Consider the following 19,612-nt stretch of genomic DNA (forward strand, 5'->3'; position numbering starts at 1 on the left):
GTCCGGAGCCCCGGCCTCCGACCCGACCCTCGAGAGAGGTCGCCGTCCGGCCTCCGGATCCGCCGGTGGCCCCGCCGGTTCCGTCATGTCGCCTCACGCCTCTGTCCTCGCCGCCGGTCTCGACCCGTTCCCGTTGCCGTTCCCGCGCCCAGTCCCCTTCCCATTCCTGGGTTCGGGTACGGCCTTCGTCCCAGCCCCAGCCCTTGGCCATGTCGTCGACGGGGTCGCTGTACCTGCCTCGGTCCACGTAGTGCTCCGGATCCACGGTCGCCGGCTCTCGGACTCCTCGAACAGGTACGCACACCGCGAACGCCGCGTTCAACGCGATCCGCACCCTCCGCTCCAGCCCCGACGACGTGACGCCCCGTCCCGCCACACGTCCCGCCACGTCCCGCCCCTGGCCGCCGTCGTCCCTACGCCCGCCCCAGCTCCCTGTCTCCGCGGCCCGGTCCGGGTACAGCCGAGCCAGCTCCGCGGCGTCCCCGTGCTCGTACCCCTCGTACGTGAACCCCGGCGCCATCGTGCACCCGAACAAGGTCCAGCCCCCACCACCGCCCAGCACCCGCGCCCCCATCCAGGTCCCCGCGGGCACGACGTACTGCACGTGCTGTCCGTCGAGCACGTCCGGCCCGAGGACGACGATCCGCGAGGACCCGTCCGGGGCGAGCAGCAGCATCCGCAGCGGATCGCCGAGGTGGTAGTGCCAGATCTCGTCGCCGGGCAGCCGATGCAGGGCGGAGTAGTCGCCGGGTTCGGTGGTGAGCAGGGCGACGATCGCGGTCCCCTCGGGCCGCCCGTCACCCCGCTCGGGCCCGGCCCACGTCTGACGGAAACGTCCGCCCTCGCGCGGTATGGGCTCCAACTCGTAGTGCGCTATGAGGTCTTCGGGAGTCATCCGCCCGAGGTTACGCCCACCACCCGAACTACTGACCGAGCACGGTCTCCCGCCGCAGGAAGGCCAACCGGGCCCGCTTCTCGGGCAGATACACCTCCGGCAGATCGATCTCCGGCAGTACGACGGCCGGCCCGGACTCGAACCCCTGCCGGGTGAACCGCGCGATCGCCTTCTCGTTCCGCTCGTCGGGGTCGACGACCACCCGCCGCCGGTCCAGCCCGACGAACACGTACGAGGTGAAGGCCGCCAGCACCGCGGACGACCACCCCGGCCGCGCTCCCGCCTCCCCGGCGGGCGCCAGCAGCACATGGACGCCGATGTCCCCGGGCTGGACGTCGTAGCACTCGCCGACCCGGTCGGCCTCGGGCTCGTACGTCTGCAGCAGCCCGACGGGCTCGCCGTCGCGCACCGCGAGGTAGGCGTGGTGCGTGTCGAAGGCCTCCAGGCCCTCGTAGATCTCCCGGACCTGCTCCTCCGTGAGCCCGTTCATGCCCCAGAACGCGGCCCTCGGTTCCCGCACCCAGCCGTGCACCACGGCGGCGTCGGCCTTCGCGTCCAACGGCAGGATCCGCACGGTCCCGAACCCGCCCGCCTCCTGCTCGTGCACGGCCGCACGATCGGCGTACGACGCACGGGGCTCCTGGGACTCAACGGTCATGGCGCTTCTCCTCACTGCTGTGGTCGACGTCGACGTCGTCGTCCTTGGTGAACCGGTCCCAGTCCGTGACGACCGGTACGAGATCTCCCCTGAGCCACAGAGGCAGTTGATCGCGGTGGTGAGGCGATCCGCCGACGCCGGACGCCCCGAACGGCACCACCCAGAGGCTGTCCTCGCGCCGGGCCAGATCCCAGACGTACCGGGCGGCGGGCCCACGTGCGCTGAGGTCGGTGATGCCGGGGACGGCGGAGGTGCAGAGCACACAGTCGTGATCACCGGCGAGCCCCGGCTCGGGGGCGACGGGCGGACGGCCGCCGGCACCGTCGCCGGGAAGGCCGTCGGCACCGGCACCGGCACGCTCGTCCGTGCCGCCGCCAGGACGCCCGTCCGCGTCGTCGTCCGGGAGCGCACGCCACGGCACGAGCCTGTGGCTGTCGCCCCAGCGCCCCGTGCCGAGGCCGGCGACCTCCTCCAGCGCCTCCCGCACGAGCGCGTCCCGGTCGATCCCGTACAACTCCTCGGCCCTCAGCAGATGTTCGAGCGCGAACCCGATCCGCACGGTCAGCGACAGCCACGGGCGAAAGACCTCGGGGTACGTCGGCGGCACCGCGAGCGCCGCGAAGGCGGGCTCCGCGGCGAGCCGCCGTACGACGGCCCCCCGCAAGGCCGCGTACGCCGCCGCGTCGACACTGTCGGCCCCCATCCGCCGATCCCACCGGAGCAGCCGCTCGCGCAGCACGGCCGCGGCGGCGTCGGTGGTGGTGACGGCGGCCACACGCTCCAACAGGGGCCCTGCGGAGGCCAGATGGGTGTCCATGTGGATCGCGGGCATGTCCGCGGCGGACCACACCCGCTTCTCGTCCAGCAGCGCGCGAATGCGTTCCGCCCGGTGCGGCGGAGCGAACTCGACGCCCAACGGGGTCGCCGGGCCACGCTGGTTGGCCATCACCGCGACACCGTCCTCGAACGTGCCGTACGGCGTCTCGTGCCACCCTTCCCACTCGTGCCCCGGCTCCCAGGCCGCGACCACCCGCGTCCGGTTGTCCCGGCTCCGCACCGGCACCCGGCCCGCCACCCGGTGCAGCACCCCGCCCCGCGTGTCCGCGGCCTGCACGACGTTCACCGGCTCGGCCCACCGGTCGAACGCGCGGTCCACGTCGGCGACCTCACGGGCCCGGAGGAGCGGCAGAAGCGCCTCGATCCCGAGCTCCCCGGTGACCCGCGGCGGATACCGGAGACTGAGGGGACCGACCGGCTCGGAGTCACCCGGAGCGGGGTCGGTGCCGAGGCCCCCGATGACGACCGGCCCCCGAGCGGTCTCGATCACCTCGACCTCGACGGGCTCCCCGCCCGCGACCTCGATGACCTCCACGTGCCGGTGCACGGCCCGCCACACCCCATCGGGGTCCAGCGCCTCGACGACATCTCCGCCCTCCCCGGCCCGGGGCCGGTGGCCGGCCTGCTCGCGCACCCTCACCCGCAGCCGCTCCCGGTACAGATCCTGGTAGTCGGCCATGGCGTTGGTGATGGCCCAGGCCACGTCGCCGGTGTGACCGAAGTGGGCGATGCCCGGCATCCCCGGGACGGCGAGGCCGACGACGTCGAACTCGGGGCAGGAGAGGTGGATCTGCTGGTAGACCCCGGGCTCCTCGATGAACCGGTGCGGATCACCGGCGATGACGGCCTGTCCGGTGGCCGTCCGGGACCCGTCGACGAGCCACCCGTTGCTGCCGGAGGTGGCGGGCCCGTCGGTGGCGAAGAGTCCGATCGCGTCGGCGCCGAGATGCCGTACGGCCTCCTCGCGCCAGAGCTTGGCCGGGAACCCGGCGAACAGGATGTGCGTGGCGATCCAGACCCCGAGCGGGTGCCAGGCCTCCCAGCGCCCGGGCACGAGCCCGGCACGAGCGAACTCGGGCGTGCGCCGGGCGCCCTCGGCGAGTCCGTCGTTCACGCCCTCCACGTAAGCGCGGACCCAGTCGGCGCTCTGCGGGTCCGTACGCTCCAGCCGGGCGAAGCATCTTCGGGCCGTGTCCTCCAGACGCGCCCGTCTCGCGAACCGGTCCCAGCCGAGGGAGTCCACGCCGAGGAAGGCGGCCGAGGTGCCCTGGACGCGGTGGCGTTCGACCTCCAGCTGCCAGGCCCGGTCGAGGGCCGTGACCCGGCCCTGGGCGTGGGCGAGGGCGCGGGCGTCAGCGGCGCGCAGATGCGGAATGCCCCAGGCATCACGGAAAGTCCCGTACGCCGCATGGCTCGAATGGCTCGCGTTGCTTCCGTGGTTCGCGTGGCTTGAATCGCTCCCCCGACCTCGCCCCCGCACACCGCTGATGTCCCGCATCCCTGTATCCCGCCTGTGATTTAGGTTAGCCTCACCTAAGCAATCTGTGATCAAAGCGTACGTGAAGGGTGCGGAAGCCATGGGGCAGGGGCACGGCTGGGAGGGGGCGGTCCTCAAACTGCTCCGGGGAAAGGACTTCGTCCTCACGGTGACCGGTGCGGAACAAGTCACCGAGCACTACCGCCGGATCCACCTCACCGACGGCGGCATGCTCGCGGTCACCGGCGTCCATCCGACGATGTGGGTCCGCCTCTGGTTCGACGCCGCCGGCAAGCCGCACCAGCGGGCGTACACCCTCGTGGACCCCGACCCGGCGGCCGGCACCCTCAGCCTGGAGTTCGCCCTCCACGACGGTCACGCCAGCGACTGGGCTCGCGCCGCGAAGCCGGGTGACACCATCGAGGCCACGGTCCAGGGCACCGCCTTCACCGACCCCGACCCGGCCCCTCCCACCTCCTCGTCATCGGGGACCCGGCCTCCCTCCCCGCCATCAACTCCCTCCTCACCGCCCTCCCTCGACCCCGGCGACGATCTGGTTCGAGACCCCTACGGACGCGGGGCGACACGCGAGACGCGGACCTCGGGGCCGGTGGGGGCATCCAGGGCCGTCCGCTCAGGGAGGGAAGCCGGCTCAGGGCCGGGGGCGGCGCGGGGGCGGAGGGCGGCTCTGGGCCGGAGGGCGGCTCTGGGCCGGAAGTCGGCTCGGGGACGGGCGCTGTCCCTGGCGTCGACGGCCTCCCCTTCCGTGTCGATCCCTCACGCCACGACGTCCGCCCGATCTCCCGTCAGGACGCCGGCGCACGCCTGATCGCCCAGGTGAAGGCCGACACCCCCGCCCTGCTCGCCGACACCCCGACCCCTACGTCTGGATCGCCTGCGACACGGCGACGACCCGTTCCCTGACAGCACACTTCCGCAAGGAACTGGGCCTGCCGAAGCAACGCATCCACGCCCTCGGCTACTGGCGCCCCTGACGACGCCCGACGCCCCGTCCTCCCCCACCCCCACCACCACACACGACCGCGCCCAAGTCCGTCGCCCCGGTGAAGCCGATCCGGGGCCAGGCTGCGGCCCGGCGGGTGACGGGTGATCATCGGGGCATGAACGTCACCCTTCACCTCGCCCAGGATCCCGAGGCGGACGACCTCCTCGGCCGCAGTCCCCTCGCCGCGCTGGTCGGCATGCTGCTGGACCAGCAAGTACCGATGGAGTGGGCGTTCAAGGGCCCCTGGACCATCGCCCAACGCCTCGGCGCCGACGACCTGTACGCCCACGAGATCGCGGCGACCGACCCGGAGTCCTTCGCCGCACTGCTGTCCACCAAGCCCGCGGTCCACCGCTACCCGGGCTCCATGGCGAAACGGATCCAGCAGCTGTGCCAGTACCTCGTCGAGCACTACGACGGTGACGCGAGCGCGGTCTGGCAGGACGTGACGACCGGCAAGGAACTCCTCGCCCGCCTCGAATCCCTGCCCGGCTTCGGCCACCAGAAGGCCCAGATCTTCCTGGCCCTTCTCGGAAAACAACTCGGCGTCCACCCCACCGGCTGGCGCGAGGCCGCGGGCTCGTACGGCGACCCGGACTCCTTCCGCTCCGTGGCCGACATCAAGGGACCCGAATCCTTGGCCAAGGTGCGCGCGTACAAACAGGAGATGAAAGCAGCAGCCAAAGCCGCGAAGGCCTCCGGCAAGTAACGGGGCGCCGGTCGCCCCCGGCAGCCTGAAATAGAGCGGAGCCGGTCAGGAACGCGGGGGCCGGGAGGCCCGGGGCGGCTTGCAAGAGCGGAAGGCCGGAAGGCTTGGGAGCGCGGAAACCCGAAAAGCCGAGAACCTGAGGACTCAGCGCCCGGGCGCCTGGGCGCCGGAAGAGCACAAGGCCGGGAGGCCGCGAGGTTCCTGGGAGCGTGGAAGGCGGGGAGGCGGGGCCCAAAAGCCGACAGGCCAAAGACCTGGAGGACTCGGAAACTCGGAAGCCAGGAGGCCGGGGCTCGGGAGGCCCGGGCTCTCGGAAGAGCACAAGGCCTGGAGGCCACGAAATTCCCGGGAGCGCGGAAGGCCGGAAGGCCGGGCCCCAAAAGCCGACAGGCCAAAGACCTGGAGGACTCGGAGGCTGCAGCCAAGAGGCCGGGAGGCCCGGGAATCGGCGCTCGAAAGGCCGAAACGCGAAGGCGGGAGGCACGGTAGGCACGGGAGTTTAGGAGGCCGGGAAGAGCCCGGGGGTCAGGGAGCCGCAGGGGTGGTCGCCAGGCCGCCGGGGTGGCCCGTCGGGGTGGCCGCTCGGCCGTAGAGGAGCCGCCTGGCCGCCGGTACCGGGCGACAGCGAGACCACCTCGCCCGCGGCCCCGCCTGCCCCCACCCCTCTCCCCACCCCACCCCTTCCCCGTACGCCGACCGAGCGATTCCCCGGCTTCACCCGGTACACGTACACCCGACCCTGGAAAACATCCCCCGTGCACCCCATCGCCCGCTCCCGCCCCACGGACACCCGCGTGTCCGAGTCAGGCGGTACGCCCGGCGCAGGGTCTGGCTGAGGGTGCTCGCGCTGACCATCGTCCTGCTCGTCCCCGCCACCCACGCCGCTCCCTCCCTCCCGCTCGCGCTGTCGAGCGAACTCCCCGCGGCCGAGTGCGACCTGCTCGGAGCGCCCCCGGACCGCAGAACCGCGCCACGCCCCGCCCGGTCGCCCCAGCTCGCTCGGCCCCGGTCGGGTCCCCCCCCCCGCGCCGACGCCCTCGCCCGGTCACCACCTCCACCCCGTCCCACCCTGGCCCGGGCACACGTACGCCCTGCACGCCCTGCGCTCCGTGGTCCTCCGCTGCTGAGCGAGCCCCAGCTCACTCGACCCGCAGACCACACCTCAAGCACAGGACAGGAGACCCCCATGCCCGCAGACCACTACACGGTCCTTCGCGCGCTCCTCCAGGCAGAGGCTCATCGCAGCGCCCCCGCCACCAAGCCAGAATCCGAACGAACATCCGAACACTCCCGGGCCGGCGACACCGACAAGCAGCCGCGGCGGGACCCGAACCGCGGCTGACCCGACGCCGATGCGTCAACCCACCCAGGTGAAGCGCCCTGTACCCCACCAGCTCCAGGGCGTTCACCCTCCACGCGCACCGGAAGCCCGGCCGAAATCCGGGCGATCCAGTTGAAGGCCGGAAGAACCGCGGATGGGCTGCCCACGAGCGCCGAGAATTCACGACACCCCGCACAGCGCCCCTTCGCGCCCCAAATGGCCCCACCGAGCACCCATGACCACCACCGAACCCCCACAGAATTACCCTTTTGCCCCACTTCACGGCGCCTTTTCGGGGGTCGCACTCCGTCGCCATGGCTGCGCCCGGAACGTCTGGACCGGTAGGCTTTCCGTGTGATCTTCAAGCGCATCGGAAACGGCCGGCCGTACCCCGACCACGGCCGGGAAAGCACCCGGCAGTGGGCGGACGTCGCTCCGCGCCCGGTCCGCCTCGATCAGCTCGTGACGACCAAGGGGCAGCTGGACCTGGAGACCCTCCTCGCCGAGGACTCCACCTTCTACGGCGACCTCTTCGCGCACGTGGTGAAGTGGCAGGGCGATCTGTACCTCGAGGACGGCCTCCACCGCGCGGTCCGCGCCGCCCTCCAACAACGCCAGGTGCTCCACGCGCGCGTCCTCGAACTGGACTAGCCCTCCACGCTCGGCGGTTCCTCCCCCGCGCCCGCCCCACCGCCGTAGGCCTGACCACCGTCGGCCCATCGGGGCGCTTGGCCCCATCGGCCGTCGGCCCATCGGGGCGCTTGGCCCCAACGCCCGTCAGCCCATCGGCGTTTAGCCCACCGGCCCGTCGGGCCCCACCCGCCCGCCCCACCGACCCATTGGCCCTTTCGGGTTGGACTGCAGCGCGGTGAATGATCATCTAGTAGGCATCGCCGCCCAACGGCACTACGCTGCGCCCATGAGCATGCTGACTCCTCCCGGCATGGGCGGCCAGTACCGGATCACGGGGGACAAGTACCCGAGGCTGCGCCGGCCCAGGAGGCGCCGCAGGCTCGTCCTCGCGGTCGTCGCGTCCACGGCCGCACTCGGCCTCGTCGGCTGGGGAACCCTGCAGCTCATCGACGTCTTCACCGGCGACGAGGACCAGGCTGCGGCGGCCGGCCCCAAGGCCGACTGCGCGACCCGGGTGAGCCCGTCCCCGAAGGCGAGCGGATCAGCCGGGAAGTCCGGCAAGGGCAAGGCCGACAAGCCCGGTACGTCCGTGAACGGCTTCCCCGCGCCCGGCAAGATCACCGTCAACGTCCTCAACGCCACGCCCCGCGCGGGCCTCGCCAAGGACACCGCCGACGAGTTGAAGAAGCGCGGCTTCCGCATCGGCAACGTGGGCAACGCGACCAAGGAGTACGACAAGAAGGTCAAGGGCGCCGCGCTCCTGCTCGGCGCGAAGGCCGCCGAGGACGCGGCGCTACCGGTCCTCAACACCCAGCTCACCGGAGCGCGGCTGAAGACCGACGGCCGTACGAAGGCCACCGAGGTGGACCTGATCATCGGTACCGGCTTCAAGGCCCTCAGCAAGCAGAAGGACGCCGACAAGGCACTGGCCGACCTGACCAGCCCCGAGCCGACGCCCACCACGACGAGGACCTGCTGAGGCGGAACCCCGCTCCGGCTGCTCGGCGGGCTACTCGGCGGCGCCGTACAGCCGGTCGCCCGCGTCTCCCAAGCCCGGCACGATGTAGCCGTGCTCGTTGAGGCGCTCGTCGACCGCGGCCGTCACGACCGTCACGGGGGCGCCGGCCAGCTCGCGCTCCATGACCTCGACACCCTCGGGGGCGGCGAGGAGCACCACGGCGGTCACGTCGTCGGCACCGCGGGCGATCAGCTCACGGATCGCGGCGACGAGGGTGCCGCCGGTCGCGAGCATGGGGTCGAGGACGTACACCTGGCGCCCGGAGAGGTCCTCCGGCATGCGGGTGGCGTACGTGGAGGCCTCCAGCGTCTCCTCGTTGCGGATCATGCCCAGGAAGCCCACCTCGGCGGTCGGCAGCAGCCGGACCATGCCGTCGAGCATGCCGAGGCCGGCCCGCAGGATCGGCACGACGAGCGGACGCGGGTGGGAGAGCTTGACACCGGTGGTCGCGGCGACCGGCGTCGTGATGTCGACGAGCTCGGTGCGCACGTCCCGCGTGGCCTCGTAGGCGAGCAGGGTGACCAGTTCGTCGGCGAGACGACGGAAGGTCGGGGAGTCGGTGCGCTGGTCGCGCAGCGTGGTGAGCTTGTGAGCGACCAGGGGGTGGTCGACGACATGGAGACGCATGTCCACAACAGTAACCGGGGCGGCACGCGCGAGCGCCCCCGCACGGTCCGCCCTTCCCGATGGCATCAAACCCGCCATCAGAGGGAAAGTGGGATGAACAGAGCGGCGCCCGAACGAGCCGAGACCCGACGTTCGCCCACTCCGGAACCGCCGCCGATCAGCAGCCGACGGCCGAGCGGGGGCACATGACCGACAAGCCAGCACGAAGGGCGGGCGGGACCGCGCGGACCAGGGGTGGACCGGCCGAGGCACCCCGCAGGGGCAGGCAGGCGTCGGACCGTGCGAGCCAGGGGGTCGAGGAGATGGCGGGAGCGGCCGAGAGCACACGCGAGACCGGCTCGGAGAGCGACTCGGCGCGACGGCGACGGCGGGCGCAGTTCCTGCGGGAGCTGACGGAGGCGCGGGAGCTGCGCGACCGCGTCCAGCCCCGCCGCGCCAAGGCCGCGCGCCTGCGCCACGCCATGCGCATGCGCACGTTCCGCTGGTGACCGAGGGGCGCCCCGCCCTCCGGGCCTTCCTCGCCCTTCCTCGCCCTTCCTCGCCCTTCCTCCGGCCCTCGCCCCGCCCCACCGCCGTCCCCGGCCCTCCGCGGACGCGCCCATGGGGGCCATGCGTCGGGTTCGTGGGGTATGTGTGGGGCGTTCACGGGGTGGTCGTGCATATGCGGCCAGGAACTGCGCGTACGATCCGCTGGTGGCGGCAACAGGTGCGCAGGTGAACGGCGGACCCACCGGCGATCAAAAGAGCCGGACACAGGGAGCCGAAGACGTCCCCTGTGCGCTCTGTTTCTGCCACGATTCCGAGTGGGTGGGGCTCGGACCGCAAACCTCCCCACCCACAACCTCCGCCGGGGGGACCCCCGACCGGCACACCTATGACCAGTGGGAGAGTCACGGTGTACTTCGCCGCACTGCTCGCGCGCACCGAAGACGGGTGGGAAGCGAGCGACACAGAGCTCGACGATGTGGAAACCCTGTCGGATCTGGCCGACCTGGCCCGTGAAGCCTCGCCCGACGACGACACGGTGCTGGTGCTCATCGAGCAGGAGGACGCGTGGTTCGGCGTCGTCCGCATCGATGGCGAGGACGACCCTCGTATCTACGTGTCGGACGCCGCCGCCGCCGCCCGCAGCAGCTACGGCGAGATCCTGCTCACCGACGAACTGCTCGGGAAGGAGCCCGGCGACGACGACGCCGACCTGGAATCCCTCGACCTGGACGGGACGGAGGACGGCGATCCGGACGACGATGACGACGACACGGGCGCCGAGGCCGTTCCGCACAGTCCCGTCGGCGACACCGAGATCCTCGACGACCTGGGGGTGAGCGAGAAGGAGCTGCGTGCTCTCGACGCCGACGCCCTGAGCTCGATCGCCGAGGCCCTCGGAGCGTCGGAAGTCCTGGAGACGGTCCGCTGACTCCGCCGTACCCGTCGGGGCTCTTCCGCCGGTGACCGAGGCAACCGGAGCGACCGGAGCGGACGCATCGGGCGGGATCGATCCCGTGCGCGACCGGTGGCGGGCCGCGATGCGGCTCGCCCTGGTCGAGGCCGGGCGGGCCGCCGAGGGCGGTGACGTCCCGGTCGGCGCGGTCGTCCTGGCCCCGGACGGCACGACCGTACTGGCCGCCGGACACAACGAACGCGAGGCGACCGGCGACCCCACCGCGCACGCGGAGGTGCTCGCCGTCCGCCGCGCCGCCGCGGCTTTGAGCGATTCAGCGGCGCGCAGCGCCTCCGGCAAGGGTGCTGGCGGGAGACGGGCGGGCGAGTGGCGGCTGACCGGCTGCACCCTGGTCGTCACCCTCGAACCCTGCACGATGTGCGCGGGCGCCCTGGTGCAGTCGAGGGTCGACCGCGTGGTCTACGGGGCGCGCGACGAGAAGGCCGGAGCCGCCGGCTCCCTCTGGGACGTAGTACGCGACCGGCGTCTCAACCACCGCCCCGAAGTCGTCGAGGGGGTTCTCGCCGACGACTGCGCCCGTCTCCTCACCGACTTCTTCCGCACCCGCTGAGCCCCGCCGGCACCGGGCTCCGTCCCCGCCCGATACCGATTTCAAAGCACGCCCCACCTTGCTGTAAGGTCTCCCTCGGTAGCGTGTCCGAGCGGCCGAAGGAGCTCGCCTCGAAAGCGAGTGTGGCGCAAGTCACCGAGGGTTCAAATCCCTCCGCTACCGCTGGAGAAGGGCCCCGTCGTCAGACGGGGCCCTTCCTGCGTTCCCCGGCTCCGCCACCTCTCCTACGAACGCATGATCGGGTTACACTCGCCGCCGACAAAGAGGGACCCATGGGGCCCACAGGGCACAAGAGGCGGGGGAGGCCGCGGTGGCGGTGCAGGGGAAGAAGATCGCACTGTACGTGCTCGTGGTCTTCGTGGCCTACGTGATCATCACGGACCCGAGAGGGGCCGCCGGCTACGTCCAGATAGGGTTCGAGGGCATCTCCAACGCCGCTGGGGCCATCGGCGACTTCTTCACCTGGATCGCCGACGGGGCCCAGTAGGCCGTCGGCCCCAGCACCTCGTACGACCACTCCGGAGCTCCCATGATCCGCCACCTGGTCCTCTTCAAGCTCAACGAGGGCGTCGAGCGCGACGACCCGCGGGTCGTGAAGGGTGTGGACGCGTTCCGCGCGCTGGACGGCACGATCGGCGAGATCCGCTTCTGGGAGCTGGGCTGGAACGTCAGCGACCGCCCCATCGCCTACGACTTCGCGATCAACTCCGCATTCGACGACGCGGACGCGCTGCGGACGTACGTCGAACACCCGGACCACCAGGCGGGCGTGGCGCTGTGGCGCGAGTTCGCGACGTGGATCATCGCCGACTACGAGTTCTGAGCCGCGCCCGCGCACCCTGAGCCGCGCCCGCCCGCGCTGGGCTGCACCCTCTCGTTCTCAGCCTCAGCCGCACCCGCTTCCGCGGTCCGGCTTCGCCCTCCCCCGACCCCTTTCCGGCGTTCGTTCCTCACGTCTTCTCCGCCCCCCGCTCCCGCAGCGCGGGGCTTTTTTCTCAACACGGCGATATGCGGTGCTTGATCACAGTGCACATGTCTTGTGATGCTATGACCGCTTTTGACGGTTGAGTTGATGGATGAAGAGGTGGCGTTGACCGTGTCGGCCAGTACTGCGCCTCCCCAGGAAGACGTCCCCGCTCCCGATGCCGCACCGGCCCAGGTCACCAGCCAGGCCACGGCCCCCGCCCCGGAAAAACGCCGCGGCGCCGACACCCGGGCCCTCACCCAGGTCCTGTTCGGCGAGCTGAAGCATCTCGCGCCGGGCACTCCGGAGCACAACCGCGTGCGCGGGGCGCTCATCGAGGCGAACCTCCCGCTCGTGCGCTACGCGGCCGCCCGTTTCCGCTCCCGCAACGAGCCCATGGAGGACGTGGTCCAGGTCGGCACCATCGGACTGATCAACGCGATCGACCGTTTCGACCCCGACCGCGGCGTGCAGTTCCCGACCTTCGCCATGCCGACCGTCGTCGGGGAGATCAAGCGGTACTTCCGCGACAACGTCCGCACGGTCCACGTCCCGCGCCGGCTGCACGAGTTGTGGGTCCAGGTGAACAGCGCGACCGAGGACCTCACCACCGCCTTCGGCCGCACCCCCTCCACCGCGGAGATCGCCGAGCGGCTGCGCATCACCGAGGAGGAGGTCCTGTCCTGCATCGAGGCGGGCCGCTCGTACCACGCGACCTCGCTGGAGGCCGCGCAGGAGGGCGACGGGCTGCCGGGGCTGCTGGACCGGCTCGGCTACGAGGATCCCGAACTCGACGGGGTCGAACACCGTGACCTCGTGCGGCACCTCCTCGTCCAACTCCCCGAACGCGAGCAGCGGATCCTGCTGCTCCGTTACTACAGCAACCTCACGCAGTCGCAGATCAGTGCCGAGCTGGGGGTCTCCCAGATGCATGTGTCGCGGCTGCTGGCGCGGAGCTTCGCGCGGCTGCGGTCGGCCAACCGGATCGAGGTGTAGGGCTCCGTCCGGCCGCCGGGCGCCTCTGCGTCTGCCGGGTTTATGTCGCTTTGCGGGTGCGGGTGCACTCGAGGCCGGTCGCGCAGTTCCCCGCACCCCTTCAGGGCCTTCACGCGTGACCCTCGGTAACAAGGAACCGTCCACCCCTTCCCGGATGGACCATGGGGCACGCGGGGCGCACGATGGCAGGCGGGGCGCACAGAATCGGCCAGCGGTACGCGTGCGCAGGCCATGGGCGTGACCGAATGCGCTGTCGAGATGTCACCGGTGAGAGCGAAACGCACATTGACGCTCTTTCAGGTCGATCCACTCTGAAATCCCATCAGAACACCTCTTTCCAGGGCCTATTCACCCTCTCCATGTCGACATGTCACTACATCGCGTTGCCGACGTGTGACATTCTTCCCCCAGCGCGTTTGCCGTGGCCTCGCCGCCGGTATTCAGGTGGAGGCTGCGTTCCTTACGACGGGAGCGTCCGCCGCGACCGTCCGCGACCCAAAGGGGGTGGCATGTCCGCAGACCAGGGCAGCTCGAAGGTGCTCACGCTCGCCAAGAGCGAAACCGCGCCCGAAGCTATCCAGGCCCCTCAGGACCTTCAGGCGCTCGAGGGCCTTCCCGGTCCCCAGGCTCCGCCGGCGTCTGAGTTCCCGGCCTTGTCGGCCTCGGCGAACATCGACACCCGCACCCTGTCCCGCTCCCTGTTCCTGCGGCTCGCCGCGTTGGACGAGAACAGCCCCGAGCGCGCCTACGTCCGGGACACCCTGATCGAGCTCAACCTCCCGCTGGTGCGTTACGCCGCCGCACGTTTCCGGTCGCGCAACGAACCGATGGAGGACATCGTCCAGGTCGGCACGATCGGCCTGATCAAGGCGATCGACCGCTTCGACTGCGAACGGGGCGTGGAGTTCCCGACGTTCGCGATGCCGACGGTCGTGGGCGAGATCAAGCGCTTCTTCCGCGACACGTCATGGTCGGTCCGGGTGCCGCGGCGGCTGCAGGAACTGCGGCTGGCGCTCACCAAGGCCAGTGACGAGCTCTCGCAGAAGCTCGACCGCTCGCCGACGGTCACCGAACTCGCCGCGGTGCTGGGCGTCTCGGAGGAGGACGTGGTCGACGGCCTCGCCGTCGGCAACGCGTACACGGCGTCCTCGCTCGACTCCCCGGCGCCCGAGGACGACGGCGGCGAGGGCTCCCTCGCGGACCGCCTCGGCTACGAGGACACGGCGCTGGAGGGCGTGGAGTACCGGGAGTCCCTGAAGCCGCTGCTGGCCAAGCTGCCGCCGCGCGAGCGCCGGATCATCATGCTCCGGTTCTTCGCGAACATGACGCAGTCCCAGATCGGCGAAGAGGTCGGCATCTCCCAGATGCACGTCTCCCGGCTCCTGACCCGGACCTTGGCGCAGCTCCGCGAGGGCCTGATCTCCGACTGAGGCCGCGTCCGCCACGCGTTGACGCGTGACCGCCGGGTTGCCGAGTTCCAGGGCAGCCCGGCGGTCGGCGTGTGAGCGCACGCGGCTGCGGGCGCCTAATTCAGCTGCCGGTGCGTACTCGGCTGCCGGGTGCGCCTGGTTGCCTGCCGGGTGCGGTGCGGTGCGTTGGCGGGTGCGGGTGGTTCGTGGTTGCTCGCGCAGTTCCCCGCGCCCCTAAAAGACAAAGACCAGGCCCCGCGGGCCTGAAGACGGCGGAGCTGCGGCCGATGAAAAGCATGGGGCGCAGCCCCTGCTTTTCAGGGGCGCGGGGAACTGCGCGAGAAGCCCCACCGGGCCCGCGGCCGCCAACGCACCTCACCCGGCCACCGAGTAGGCACCGGCAGCCCACCTACGGCCTCACGCCACCGCGAGCCACACCACCGTGGCCACCACCGCCACCGCCGCGATCACCCCGACGATCACACCGACCCGCGGCCCGGAGGACCCCGTCGCGGCGGCCTGTCGACCCCCCGCCGGCGTCTCGTCGACGAAGGCGCGGAACATCTGCGTGCTCCCCGCGGGGTCGTAGTTGCCCTGGGGGTTCTGGTTGTCGGCCATGGCCCGAGACCTTAGCGAATCCGGCAGGACGGGCCCAAGCGGGGTTGTCCGCCCGGGAGACTCCGAGCGTTGCCCTTTGCCAAGACTTGAGCCACGCGAACCCCGATTTCATTTGCCTGCAGCAACCATCCAGTCCTATGGTTGCCCTAAGCAACAAACCGGGAGGGGCTCGATGGCCGGGCAAGCGCACTACGAGGAGCTGGCCCGTCAGCTCAGCGCCGTCGGGGCCGTCAAACGGGAGATCGCACGGACGCTGCCGTACGAGTGCCCCGGCGGATCGGCGGGAGTCCTGTCGCTGCTCGGCCGGCACGGCGAGATGCGGATGAGCAGGCTCGCGGAACTGCTCTCCGTCGACATGTCGGTGACCAGCCGACACGTCGCGCACGTCGCCGAGCGGGGCTGGATCGAACGCCTCCCCGACCCGGCGGACAAACGCTCACGCATCCTGCGCCTGACCCCCGAGGGCCGGGCCGTGGTCACCGAGCTGTACCGGCGCACCAGCCGGCTGATGGCCGCCCGGCTGAGCGACTGGTCCGACGACGAGGTCGGACAGCTGGCCCGACTCCTGGGCCGACTGCGGGAGAGCTTCGACGCCCCCGCGCCGGCCCGGACAACGGCCTCGCCGACCCCGCCGACCCCGTCGACCCGCACGTCCGTATAGCGACCTGGTTCGCCGAGCGCGACCTGGTTCGCCGAGCGCGCCGAGTTCGGCCGAGGGCACGGCCGACCCGTACGTCCGCGTCGCGGCGGCCACCACCACAACCCGTACACCCGCAAAGACCCGTAGGAAAAGGAAGCCCCATGGCAACGACCACACCAACCGGTGTGCGGGCTCACGCCAAGCACGGTGGAGGACCCGCCAAGGGTGCCCCCCACGGCGGTGGCGACCACGCCCCGATGACCCACCGGCAGATCATGGAAGCGCTGACCGGGCTGCTGCTCGGCATGTTCGTGGCGATCCTGTCGTCGACGATCGTGTCGAACGCGCTGCCGGACATCATCAAGGACCTCGGCGGCGGCCAGAGCGCGTACACCTGGGTGGTGACCGCGTCGCTGCTGGCGATGACCGCGTCCACCCCGCTGTGGGGCAAGCTCGCCGACCTGTTCTCCAAGAAGCTGCTGATCCAGCTCGCGCTCGTGATCTTCGTGCTGGGATCGGCCGCCGCCGGACTCTCACAGAACGCCGGGATGCTCATCGGGTTCCGCGCGGTCCAGGGCATCGGCATGGGCGGGCTCTCCTCGCTGGCCCAGATCATCCTCGCGGCGATGATCTCCCCGCGTGAGCGCGGCCGGTACAACGGCTACCTCGGCGCCACCTTCGCCACCGCCATGGTCGGCGGTCCGCTGGTCGGCGGTGTCATCACCGACACCAGCTGGCTCGGCTGGCGCTGGTGCTTCTACGTCGGCGTCCCCTTCGCCGTCATCGCGCTGGTCGTGCTGCAGCGGACGCTGCACCTGCCGGTGGTCAAGCGCAAGGTCAAGGTCGACTGGGCCGGCGCGTTCCTCATCACCGCCGCGGTCTGCCTGCTGCTGATCTGGGTGACGTTCGCCGGTGACAAGTACGACTGGGTGTCGTGGCAGACGTACGCGATGGTCGGCGGCACGGTTCTGCTGCTGGGGCTCTTCCTCCTCGTCGAGGCGAAGGCGAGCGAGCCGATCATCCCGCTGCGGCTCTTCCGCAACCGGACGATCACCCTGGCCTCGCTGGCCTCGCTCTTCGTCGGCGTCGCGATGTTCTCCGGCACCATCTTCTTCAGCCAGTACTTCCAGCTGGCCCGTGGCAAGTCCCCGACCATGTCCGGCGTCCTGACCATCCCCATGATCGCCGGTCTGTTCGTCTCCTCGACCGTCTCCGGACAGGTCATCACCCGCACCGGCCACTGGAGGGCTTGGCTGCTCGCCGGCAGTGTGCTGGTCACCGCGGGCCTCGGCCTGCTGGGCACCCTCCGCCACGACACCCCATACTGGCACGTGGCGATCTTCATGGCGCTGCTCGGGCTCGGCGTCGGCATGATGATGCAGAACCTGGTGCTGTGCACCCAGAACCAGGTCGCCCCGGGCGACCTCGGCGCCGCCAGCTCGGTCGTCACCTTCTTCCGCTCCCTCGGCGGCGCGATCGGCGTCTCGGCGCTGGGCGCGGTGCTGAGCCACCGGATCACGCACTACGCCGAGGAGGGCCTCGCCAGGCTCGGGGTCTCCGGCTCGGGCTCGGGCCACGGTGAGATCCCCGACCTGGACGCGCTGCCCGCGCCGATCCGCACGGTCATGGAGAGCGCCTACGGACACGGCATCGGAGACGTCTTCCTCTACGCCGCCCCCTTCGCCGTCCTCGCGCTCGTCTTCTCCCTCTTCATCAAGGAGGTCCCGCTGAGGACCACCGGAGCGCTCGCCCAGGCGGCCCAGGCGACCGACGCGCCTCGGGCGACCGACGCGACCCGGCCGACCGAGGCGGTCCCGGCCGGGACTCCGACCACGGTGTCCACCGGCTCCGCCGCGGCCGACGCGCCCCGGGCAGCGGCAACGGCCTCGGCCGAGGCCGCCCCGGTCACGGGCGCCGGCAGCGGTAGCGGTAGCGGTAGCGGCGGCATCCCCGTACGGGGGCAGGTCCGCGGGGCCGAGGGCGTGCCCGTGCCGCGGGCCGCCGTCACCCTGATCTCGCTCGGCGGGCGGCAGCTCGGCCGTTCGGTCGCGGGGGCCGACGGGGCCTACGCGGTGGACGCGCCCGCCGCCGGGTCGTACGTCCTGATCGCGGCCGCCGACGGGTTCCAGCCCCAGGCGTCCACGGTCGTCGTGAACGACGAGCCGGTCGCGTACGACATCCTGCTCAGCGGGACCAGCGGGCTGAGCGGTGTGGTGCGGGCCGCCGGGGCCGGACAGGGCGTGAAGGACGCCATGGTCGTCGTGACCGATGTGCGTGGCGACGTGCTGGCCAGTGGAGTCACCGGTGAGCAGGGCGAGTTCGGCTTCGGCGAGCTGGTGCCGGGTGAGGTGACCGTCGCGGTGAACGCCGCCGGGTTCCGCCCGCGTGCCCTGCCCGTCAAGGTCGGCGGCACCGGGATCACCCGGATCGAGATCGACCTGGAGGCCGGGGCCCGGCTCCAGGGGGTCGTACGGGCGCCGGGCGGGGTGCTGGCCGACGCCAGCGTGACCCTCGTCGACGCGGCGGGCAACGTGGTCGGCACGGCCACCACCGGCGCGGACGGGGCGTACGCCTTCGCCGACCTGGACGGCGGCGAGTACACGGTCATCGCGACCGGTTACCCGCCCGTGGCCACGGCCCTGACGGTCAGCGGCCCCGGCATCGACGGCCACGACATCGAACTCGCGCACCCCGGCGAGTAGTTCGGATCTTCGGACCTCCGGGCCTACGAGTTCTCGGGCCTTCGGGCTCTCGGGCCTTCGGGCAGATGACAGTTGAACCACCGGCCGGTGGAGCCTCCCCCGCTCCACCGGCCGGTCGCATGCTGAGGAGTTGACGAACATGGGACCGACAGGACAGGCAGGACCCATCGGGCGGGCCGGGCTTACCGCGAGGATTCGTACGCGGGACGGCTGGGCCGTGTCGCACGCGGTCGTCACCGTGACGGACATGACCGGTACGCAGGTGCTGCGGGCCGAGGCGGACGCCGAGGGGGTCGCGCACGACCCCGCGCCTCTCGCGCCGGGCGCGTACACGGTGATCGTGACGGCGGTCGGCTACACGCCGATGGCCGCCAGCGTCCTGGTGACCGCGACCGGAGGGGCGGAGGTCGGCACGGTCACGCTGACCCGGCTGGGCGGTACGGAACTGCCGCCGCCCGGGCTTTGGACCGTCGATCCCGCCCACTCCTCCGTCGCCGCCGTGGCACAGCATCTCGGGATCTCCAGCGTGCACGGCCGCTTCACCGAATTCTCGGCCTCCGTCGAGATCGCCCCGACCTCCGACGAGGGAACCAAGTCCCGGGTGGAGGCGGTGATCCGGGCCGCCTCGATCGACACGGGGAACGCGACCCGGGACCAGCACCTGCGCTCCCCGGACTTCCTCGACGTCGAACGGCACCCCGAGATCACCTATGTCTCGACCGGCCTCACGCCCGTCGGCCCGGACCGGTGGACCGTCCACGGCGAGCTGGGCATGCGCGGGGTCGTACGGCCGGTCGACCTGGACCTGGCGTACCTGGGCACCGGCGCGGACCCGTGGGGCGGCACCCGCGCCGCGTTCCTGGCCACTGCCGAACTCCGCCGTGAGGACTTCGCCATGAACTACAACCAGGTGGTGCAGGCGGGGATCGCGGCGATCGGCACGACACTGAGGGTCGAACTGGACGTGCAGGCTGTGCGGGATGGGCGGGGGCGGGGCGCGTAGCGCTCCGCCAGGGGCGCGGGGAACCGCGCGGCCAACCACGAACGACCCGCGGCCGCCCGACAACAGGACCCCCCGAGCCATGAGGCG

General features: G+C 71.5%; 17 protein-coding genes, 1 tRNA gene and 3 pseudogenes. 16 read left to right on the forward strand and 5 right to left on the reverse strand.

Annotated elements, in window-relative coordinates; all coding sequences use genetic code 11:
* Window positions 1-547: 547 nt before the first annotated feature.
* The 3 genes and pseudogenes from E4N62_RS23220 to E4N62_RS23230 form a co-directional block, all read right to left on the reverse strand.
* A pseudogene (locus E4N62_RS23220) lies at window positions 548-895 on the reverse strand (cupin domain-containing protein); the annotation flags it as partial.
* A gap of 28 nt (window positions 896-923) precedes the next feature.
* A complete protein-coding gene (locus E4N62_RS23225) occupies window positions 924-1,553 on the reverse strand; it encodes a GNAT family N-acetyltransferase (RefSeq protein ID WP_230217334.1) in 630 nt (209 codons plus the stop codon).
* The gene (locus tag E4N62_RS23230; protein ID WP_230217336.1) at window positions 1,543-3,888 is read right to left on the reverse strand and encodes a penicillin acylase family protein; all 2,346 of its coding nucleotides are present in this window, start codon (window positions 3,886-3,888) and stop codon (window positions 1,543-1,545) included. Before E4N62_RS23230 ends, E4N62_RS23225 begins: the two co-directional genes overlap by 11 nt.
* A gap of 79 nt (window positions 3,889-3,967) precedes the next feature.
* Here E4N62_RS23230 and E4N62_RS23235 point away from each other — a divergent pair.
* From E4N62_RS23235 to E4N62_RS23255, 5 genes and pseudogenes are all read left to right on the forward strand, one after another.
* Window positions 3,968-4,449: pseudogene (locus E4N62_RS23235) on the forward strand (siderophore-interacting protein); the annotation flags it as partial.
* Window positions 4,450-4,617: 168 nt separating this feature from the next.
* Window positions 4,618-4,862: pseudogene (locus tag E4N62_RS23240) on the forward strand (SIP domain-containing protein); the annotation flags it as partial.
* A gap of 126 nt (window positions 4,863-4,988) precedes the next feature.
* Window positions 4,989-5,582, forward strand: a complete 594-nt coding sequence (locus E4N62_RS23245) for an HhH-GPD-type base excision DNA repair protein (protein WP_230217338.1) — start codon at window positions 4,989-4,991, stop codon at window positions 5,580-5,582.
* A gap of 1,675 nt (window positions 5,583-7,257) precedes the next feature.
* Window positions 7,258-7,554 (forward strand): type II toxin-antitoxin system VapB family antitoxin, encoded by a 297-nt coding sequence (locus tag E4N62_RS23250; protein WP_003999914.1) that lies wholly within the window; start codon window positions 7,258-7,260, stop codon window positions 7,552-7,554.
* Between the two features lie 292 nt (window positions 7,555-7,846).
* Window positions 7,847-8,515 carry a LytR C-terminal domain-containing protein gene (locus E4N62_RS23255; protein ID WP_230217517.1) on the forward strand — a complete coding sequence of 223 codons (669 nt, stop codon included), beginning with the start codon at window positions 7,847-7,849 and terminating at the stop codon, window positions 8,513-8,515.
* A gap of 30 nt (window positions 8,516-8,545) precedes the next feature.
* On the opposite strand, the gene upp is transcribed toward E4N62_RS23255, so the two are convergent.
* A complete protein-coding gene (gene upp / locus E4N62_RS23260; protein ID WP_184892106.1) occupies window positions 8,546-9,181 on the reverse strand; it encodes a uracil phosphoribosyltransferase in 636 nt (211 codons plus the stop codon).
* 302 nt (window positions 9,182-9,483) lie between these two features.
* On the opposite strand from upp, the gene E4N62_RS23265 reads away from it, so the two are divergent.
* The 8 genes from E4N62_RS23265 to E4N62_RS23300 all read left to right on the forward strand — a co-directional run bounded on the left by E4N62_RS23265 (window position 9,484) and on the right by E4N62_RS23300 (window position 14,583).
* Window positions 9,484-9,669 (forward strand): hypothetical protein, encoded by a 186-nt coding sequence (locus E4N62_RS23265; protein ID WP_230217340.1) that lies wholly within the window; start codon window positions 9,484-9,486, stop codon window positions 9,667-9,669.
* Between the two features lie 407 nt (window positions 9,670-10,076).
* Window positions 10,077-10,598, forward strand: a complete 522-nt coding sequence (locus tag E4N62_RS23270) for a hypothetical protein (protein ID WP_230217519.1) — start codon at window positions 10,077-10,079, stop codon at window positions 10,596-10,598.
* Between the two features lie 109 nt (window positions 10,599-10,707).
* Window positions 10,708-11,193 carry a tRNA adenosine(34) deaminase TadA gene (gene tadA / locus E4N62_RS23275; RefSeq protein ID WP_230217521.1) on the forward strand — a complete coding sequence of 162 codons (486 nt, stop codon included), beginning with the start codon at window positions 10,708-10,710 and terminating at the stop codon, window positions 11,191-11,193.
* A gap of 77 nt (window positions 11,194-11,270) precedes the next feature.
* Window positions 11,271-11,355 (forward strand) — tRNA-Ser (locus E4N62_RS23280).
* A gap of 148 nt (window positions 11,356-11,503) precedes the next feature.
* A complete protein-coding gene (locus E4N62_RS23285; RefSeq protein ID WP_184892104.1) occupies window positions 11,504-11,680 on the forward strand; it encodes a hypothetical protein in 177 nt (58 codons plus the stop codon).
* Between the two features lie 42 nt (window positions 11,681-11,722).
* Entirely contained in the window at window positions 11,723-12,016 is a 294-nt protein-coding gene (locus tag E4N62_RS23290; RefSeq protein ID WP_045562519.1) for a Dabb family protein, read from the forward strand.
* 249 nt (window positions 12,017-12,265) lie between these two features.
* Window positions 12,266-13,153 (forward strand): RNA polymerase sigma factor SigF, encoded by an 888-nt coding sequence (locus tag E4N62_RS23295; protein WP_184892100.1) that lies wholly within the window; start codon window positions 12,266-12,268, stop codon window positions 13,151-13,153.
* A gap of 509 nt (window positions 13,154-13,662) precedes the next feature.
* Window positions 13,663-14,583: an RNA polymerase sigma factor SigF gene (locus E4N62_RS23300; RefSeq protein WP_184892098.1), complete on the forward strand. Its 921-nt coding sequence runs from the start codon at window positions 13,663-13,665 to the stop codon at window positions 14,581-14,583.
* Window positions 14,584-14,979: 396 nt separating this feature from the next.
* On the opposite strand, the gene E4N62_RS23305 is transcribed toward E4N62_RS23300, so the two are convergent.
* Window positions 14,980-15,180 carry a hypothetical protein gene (locus tag E4N62_RS23305; protein ID WP_230217342.1) on the reverse strand — a complete coding sequence of 67 codons (201 nt, stop codon included), beginning with the start codon at window positions 15,178-15,180 and terminating at the stop codon, window positions 14,980-14,982.
* A gap of 172 nt (window positions 15,181-15,352) precedes the next feature.
* On the opposite strand from E4N62_RS23305, the gene E4N62_RS23310 reads away from it, so the two are divergent.
* The 3 genes from E4N62_RS23310 (at window position 15,353) to E4N62_RS23320 (ending at window position 19,525) form a co-directional block, all read left to right on the forward strand.
* Window positions 15,353-15,841, forward strand: a complete 489-nt coding sequence (locus E4N62_RS23310; protein ID WP_230217344.1) for a MarR family winged helix-turn-helix transcriptional regulator — start codon at window positions 15,353-15,355, stop codon at window positions 15,839-15,841.
* 140 nt (window positions 15,842-15,981) lie between these two features.
* A complete protein-coding gene (locus E4N62_RS23315) occupies window positions 15,982-18,522 on the forward strand; it encodes an MFS transporter (RefSeq protein WP_230217346.1) in 2,541 nt (846 codons plus the stop codon).
* 139 nt (window positions 18,523-18,661) lie between these two features.
* Window positions 18,662-19,525: a YceI family protein gene (locus E4N62_RS23320; RefSeq protein WP_230217348.1), complete on the forward strand. Its 864-nt coding sequence runs from the start codon at window positions 18,662-18,664 to the stop codon at window positions 19,523-19,525.
* Window positions 19,526-19,612 lie beyond the last annotated feature (87 nt).

Origin of the sequence: Streptomyces sp. MNU76 (assembly GCF_020982545.1) — a bacterium.
In the GTDB taxonomy this organism is placed as follows: domain Bacteria; phylum Actinomycetota; class Actinomycetes; order Streptomycetales; family Streptomycetaceae; genus Streptomyces.

Bases quoted from the DNA above. Each gene is read 5' to 3' on its own strand.
- E4N62_RS23225 (WP_230217334.1), bottom strand. From the start codon at position 1,553: ATGACCGTTGAGTCCCAGGAGCCCCGTGCGTCGTACGCCGATCGTGCG.
- E4N62_RS23230 (WP_230217336.1), bottom strand. From the start codon at position 3,888: ATGCGGGACATCAGCGGTGTGCGGGGGCGAGGTCGGGGGAGCGATTCA.
- E4N62_RS23245 (WP_230217338.1), top strand. From the start codon at position 4,989: ATGAACGTCACCCTTCACCTCGCCCAGGATCCCGAGGCGGACGACCTC.
- E4N62_RS23255 (WP_230217517.1), top strand. From the start codon at position 7,847: ATGGGCGGCCAGTACCGGATCACGGGGGACAAGTACCCGAGGCTGCGC.
- upp (WP_184892106.1), bottom strand. From the start codon at position 9,181: ATGCGTCTCCATGTCGTCGACCACCCCCTGGTCGCTCACAAGCTCACC.
- E4N62_RS23265 (WP_230217340.1), top strand. From the start codon at position 9,484: ATGGCGGGAGCGGCCGAGAGCACACGCGAGACCGGCTCGGAGAGCGAC.
- tadA (WP_230217521.1), top strand. From the start codon at position 10,708: ATGCGGCTCGCCCTGGTCGAGGCCGGGCGGGCCGCCGAGGGCGGTGAC.
- E4N62_RS23290 (WP_045562519.1), top strand. From the start codon at position 11,723: ATGATCCGCCACCTGGTCCTCTTCAAGCTCAACGAGGGCGTCGAGCGC.
- E4N62_RS23295 (WP_184892100.1), top strand. From the start codon at position 12,266: ATGGATGAAGAGGTGGCGTTGACCGTGTCGGCCAGTACTGCGCCTCCC.
- E4N62_RS23300 (WP_184892098.1), top strand. From the start codon at position 13,663: ATGTCCGCAGACCAGGGCAGCTCGAAGGTGCTCACGCTCGCCAAGAGC.
- E4N62_RS23305 (WP_230217342.1), bottom strand. From the start codon at position 15,180: ATGGCCGACAACCAGAACCCCCAGGGCAACTACGACCCCGCGGGGAGC.
- E4N62_RS23310 (WP_230217344.1), top strand. From the start codon at position 15,353: ATGGCCGGGCAAGCGCACTACGAGGAGCTGGCCCGTCAGCTCAGCGCC.
- E4N62_RS23315 (WP_230217346.1), top strand. From the start codon at position 15,982: ATGGCAACGACCACACCAACCGGTGTGCGGGCTCACGCCAAGCACGGT.
- E4N62_RS23320 (WP_230217348.1), top strand. From the start codon at position 18,662: ATGGGACCGACAGGACAGGCAGGACCCATCGGGCGGGCCGGGCTTACC.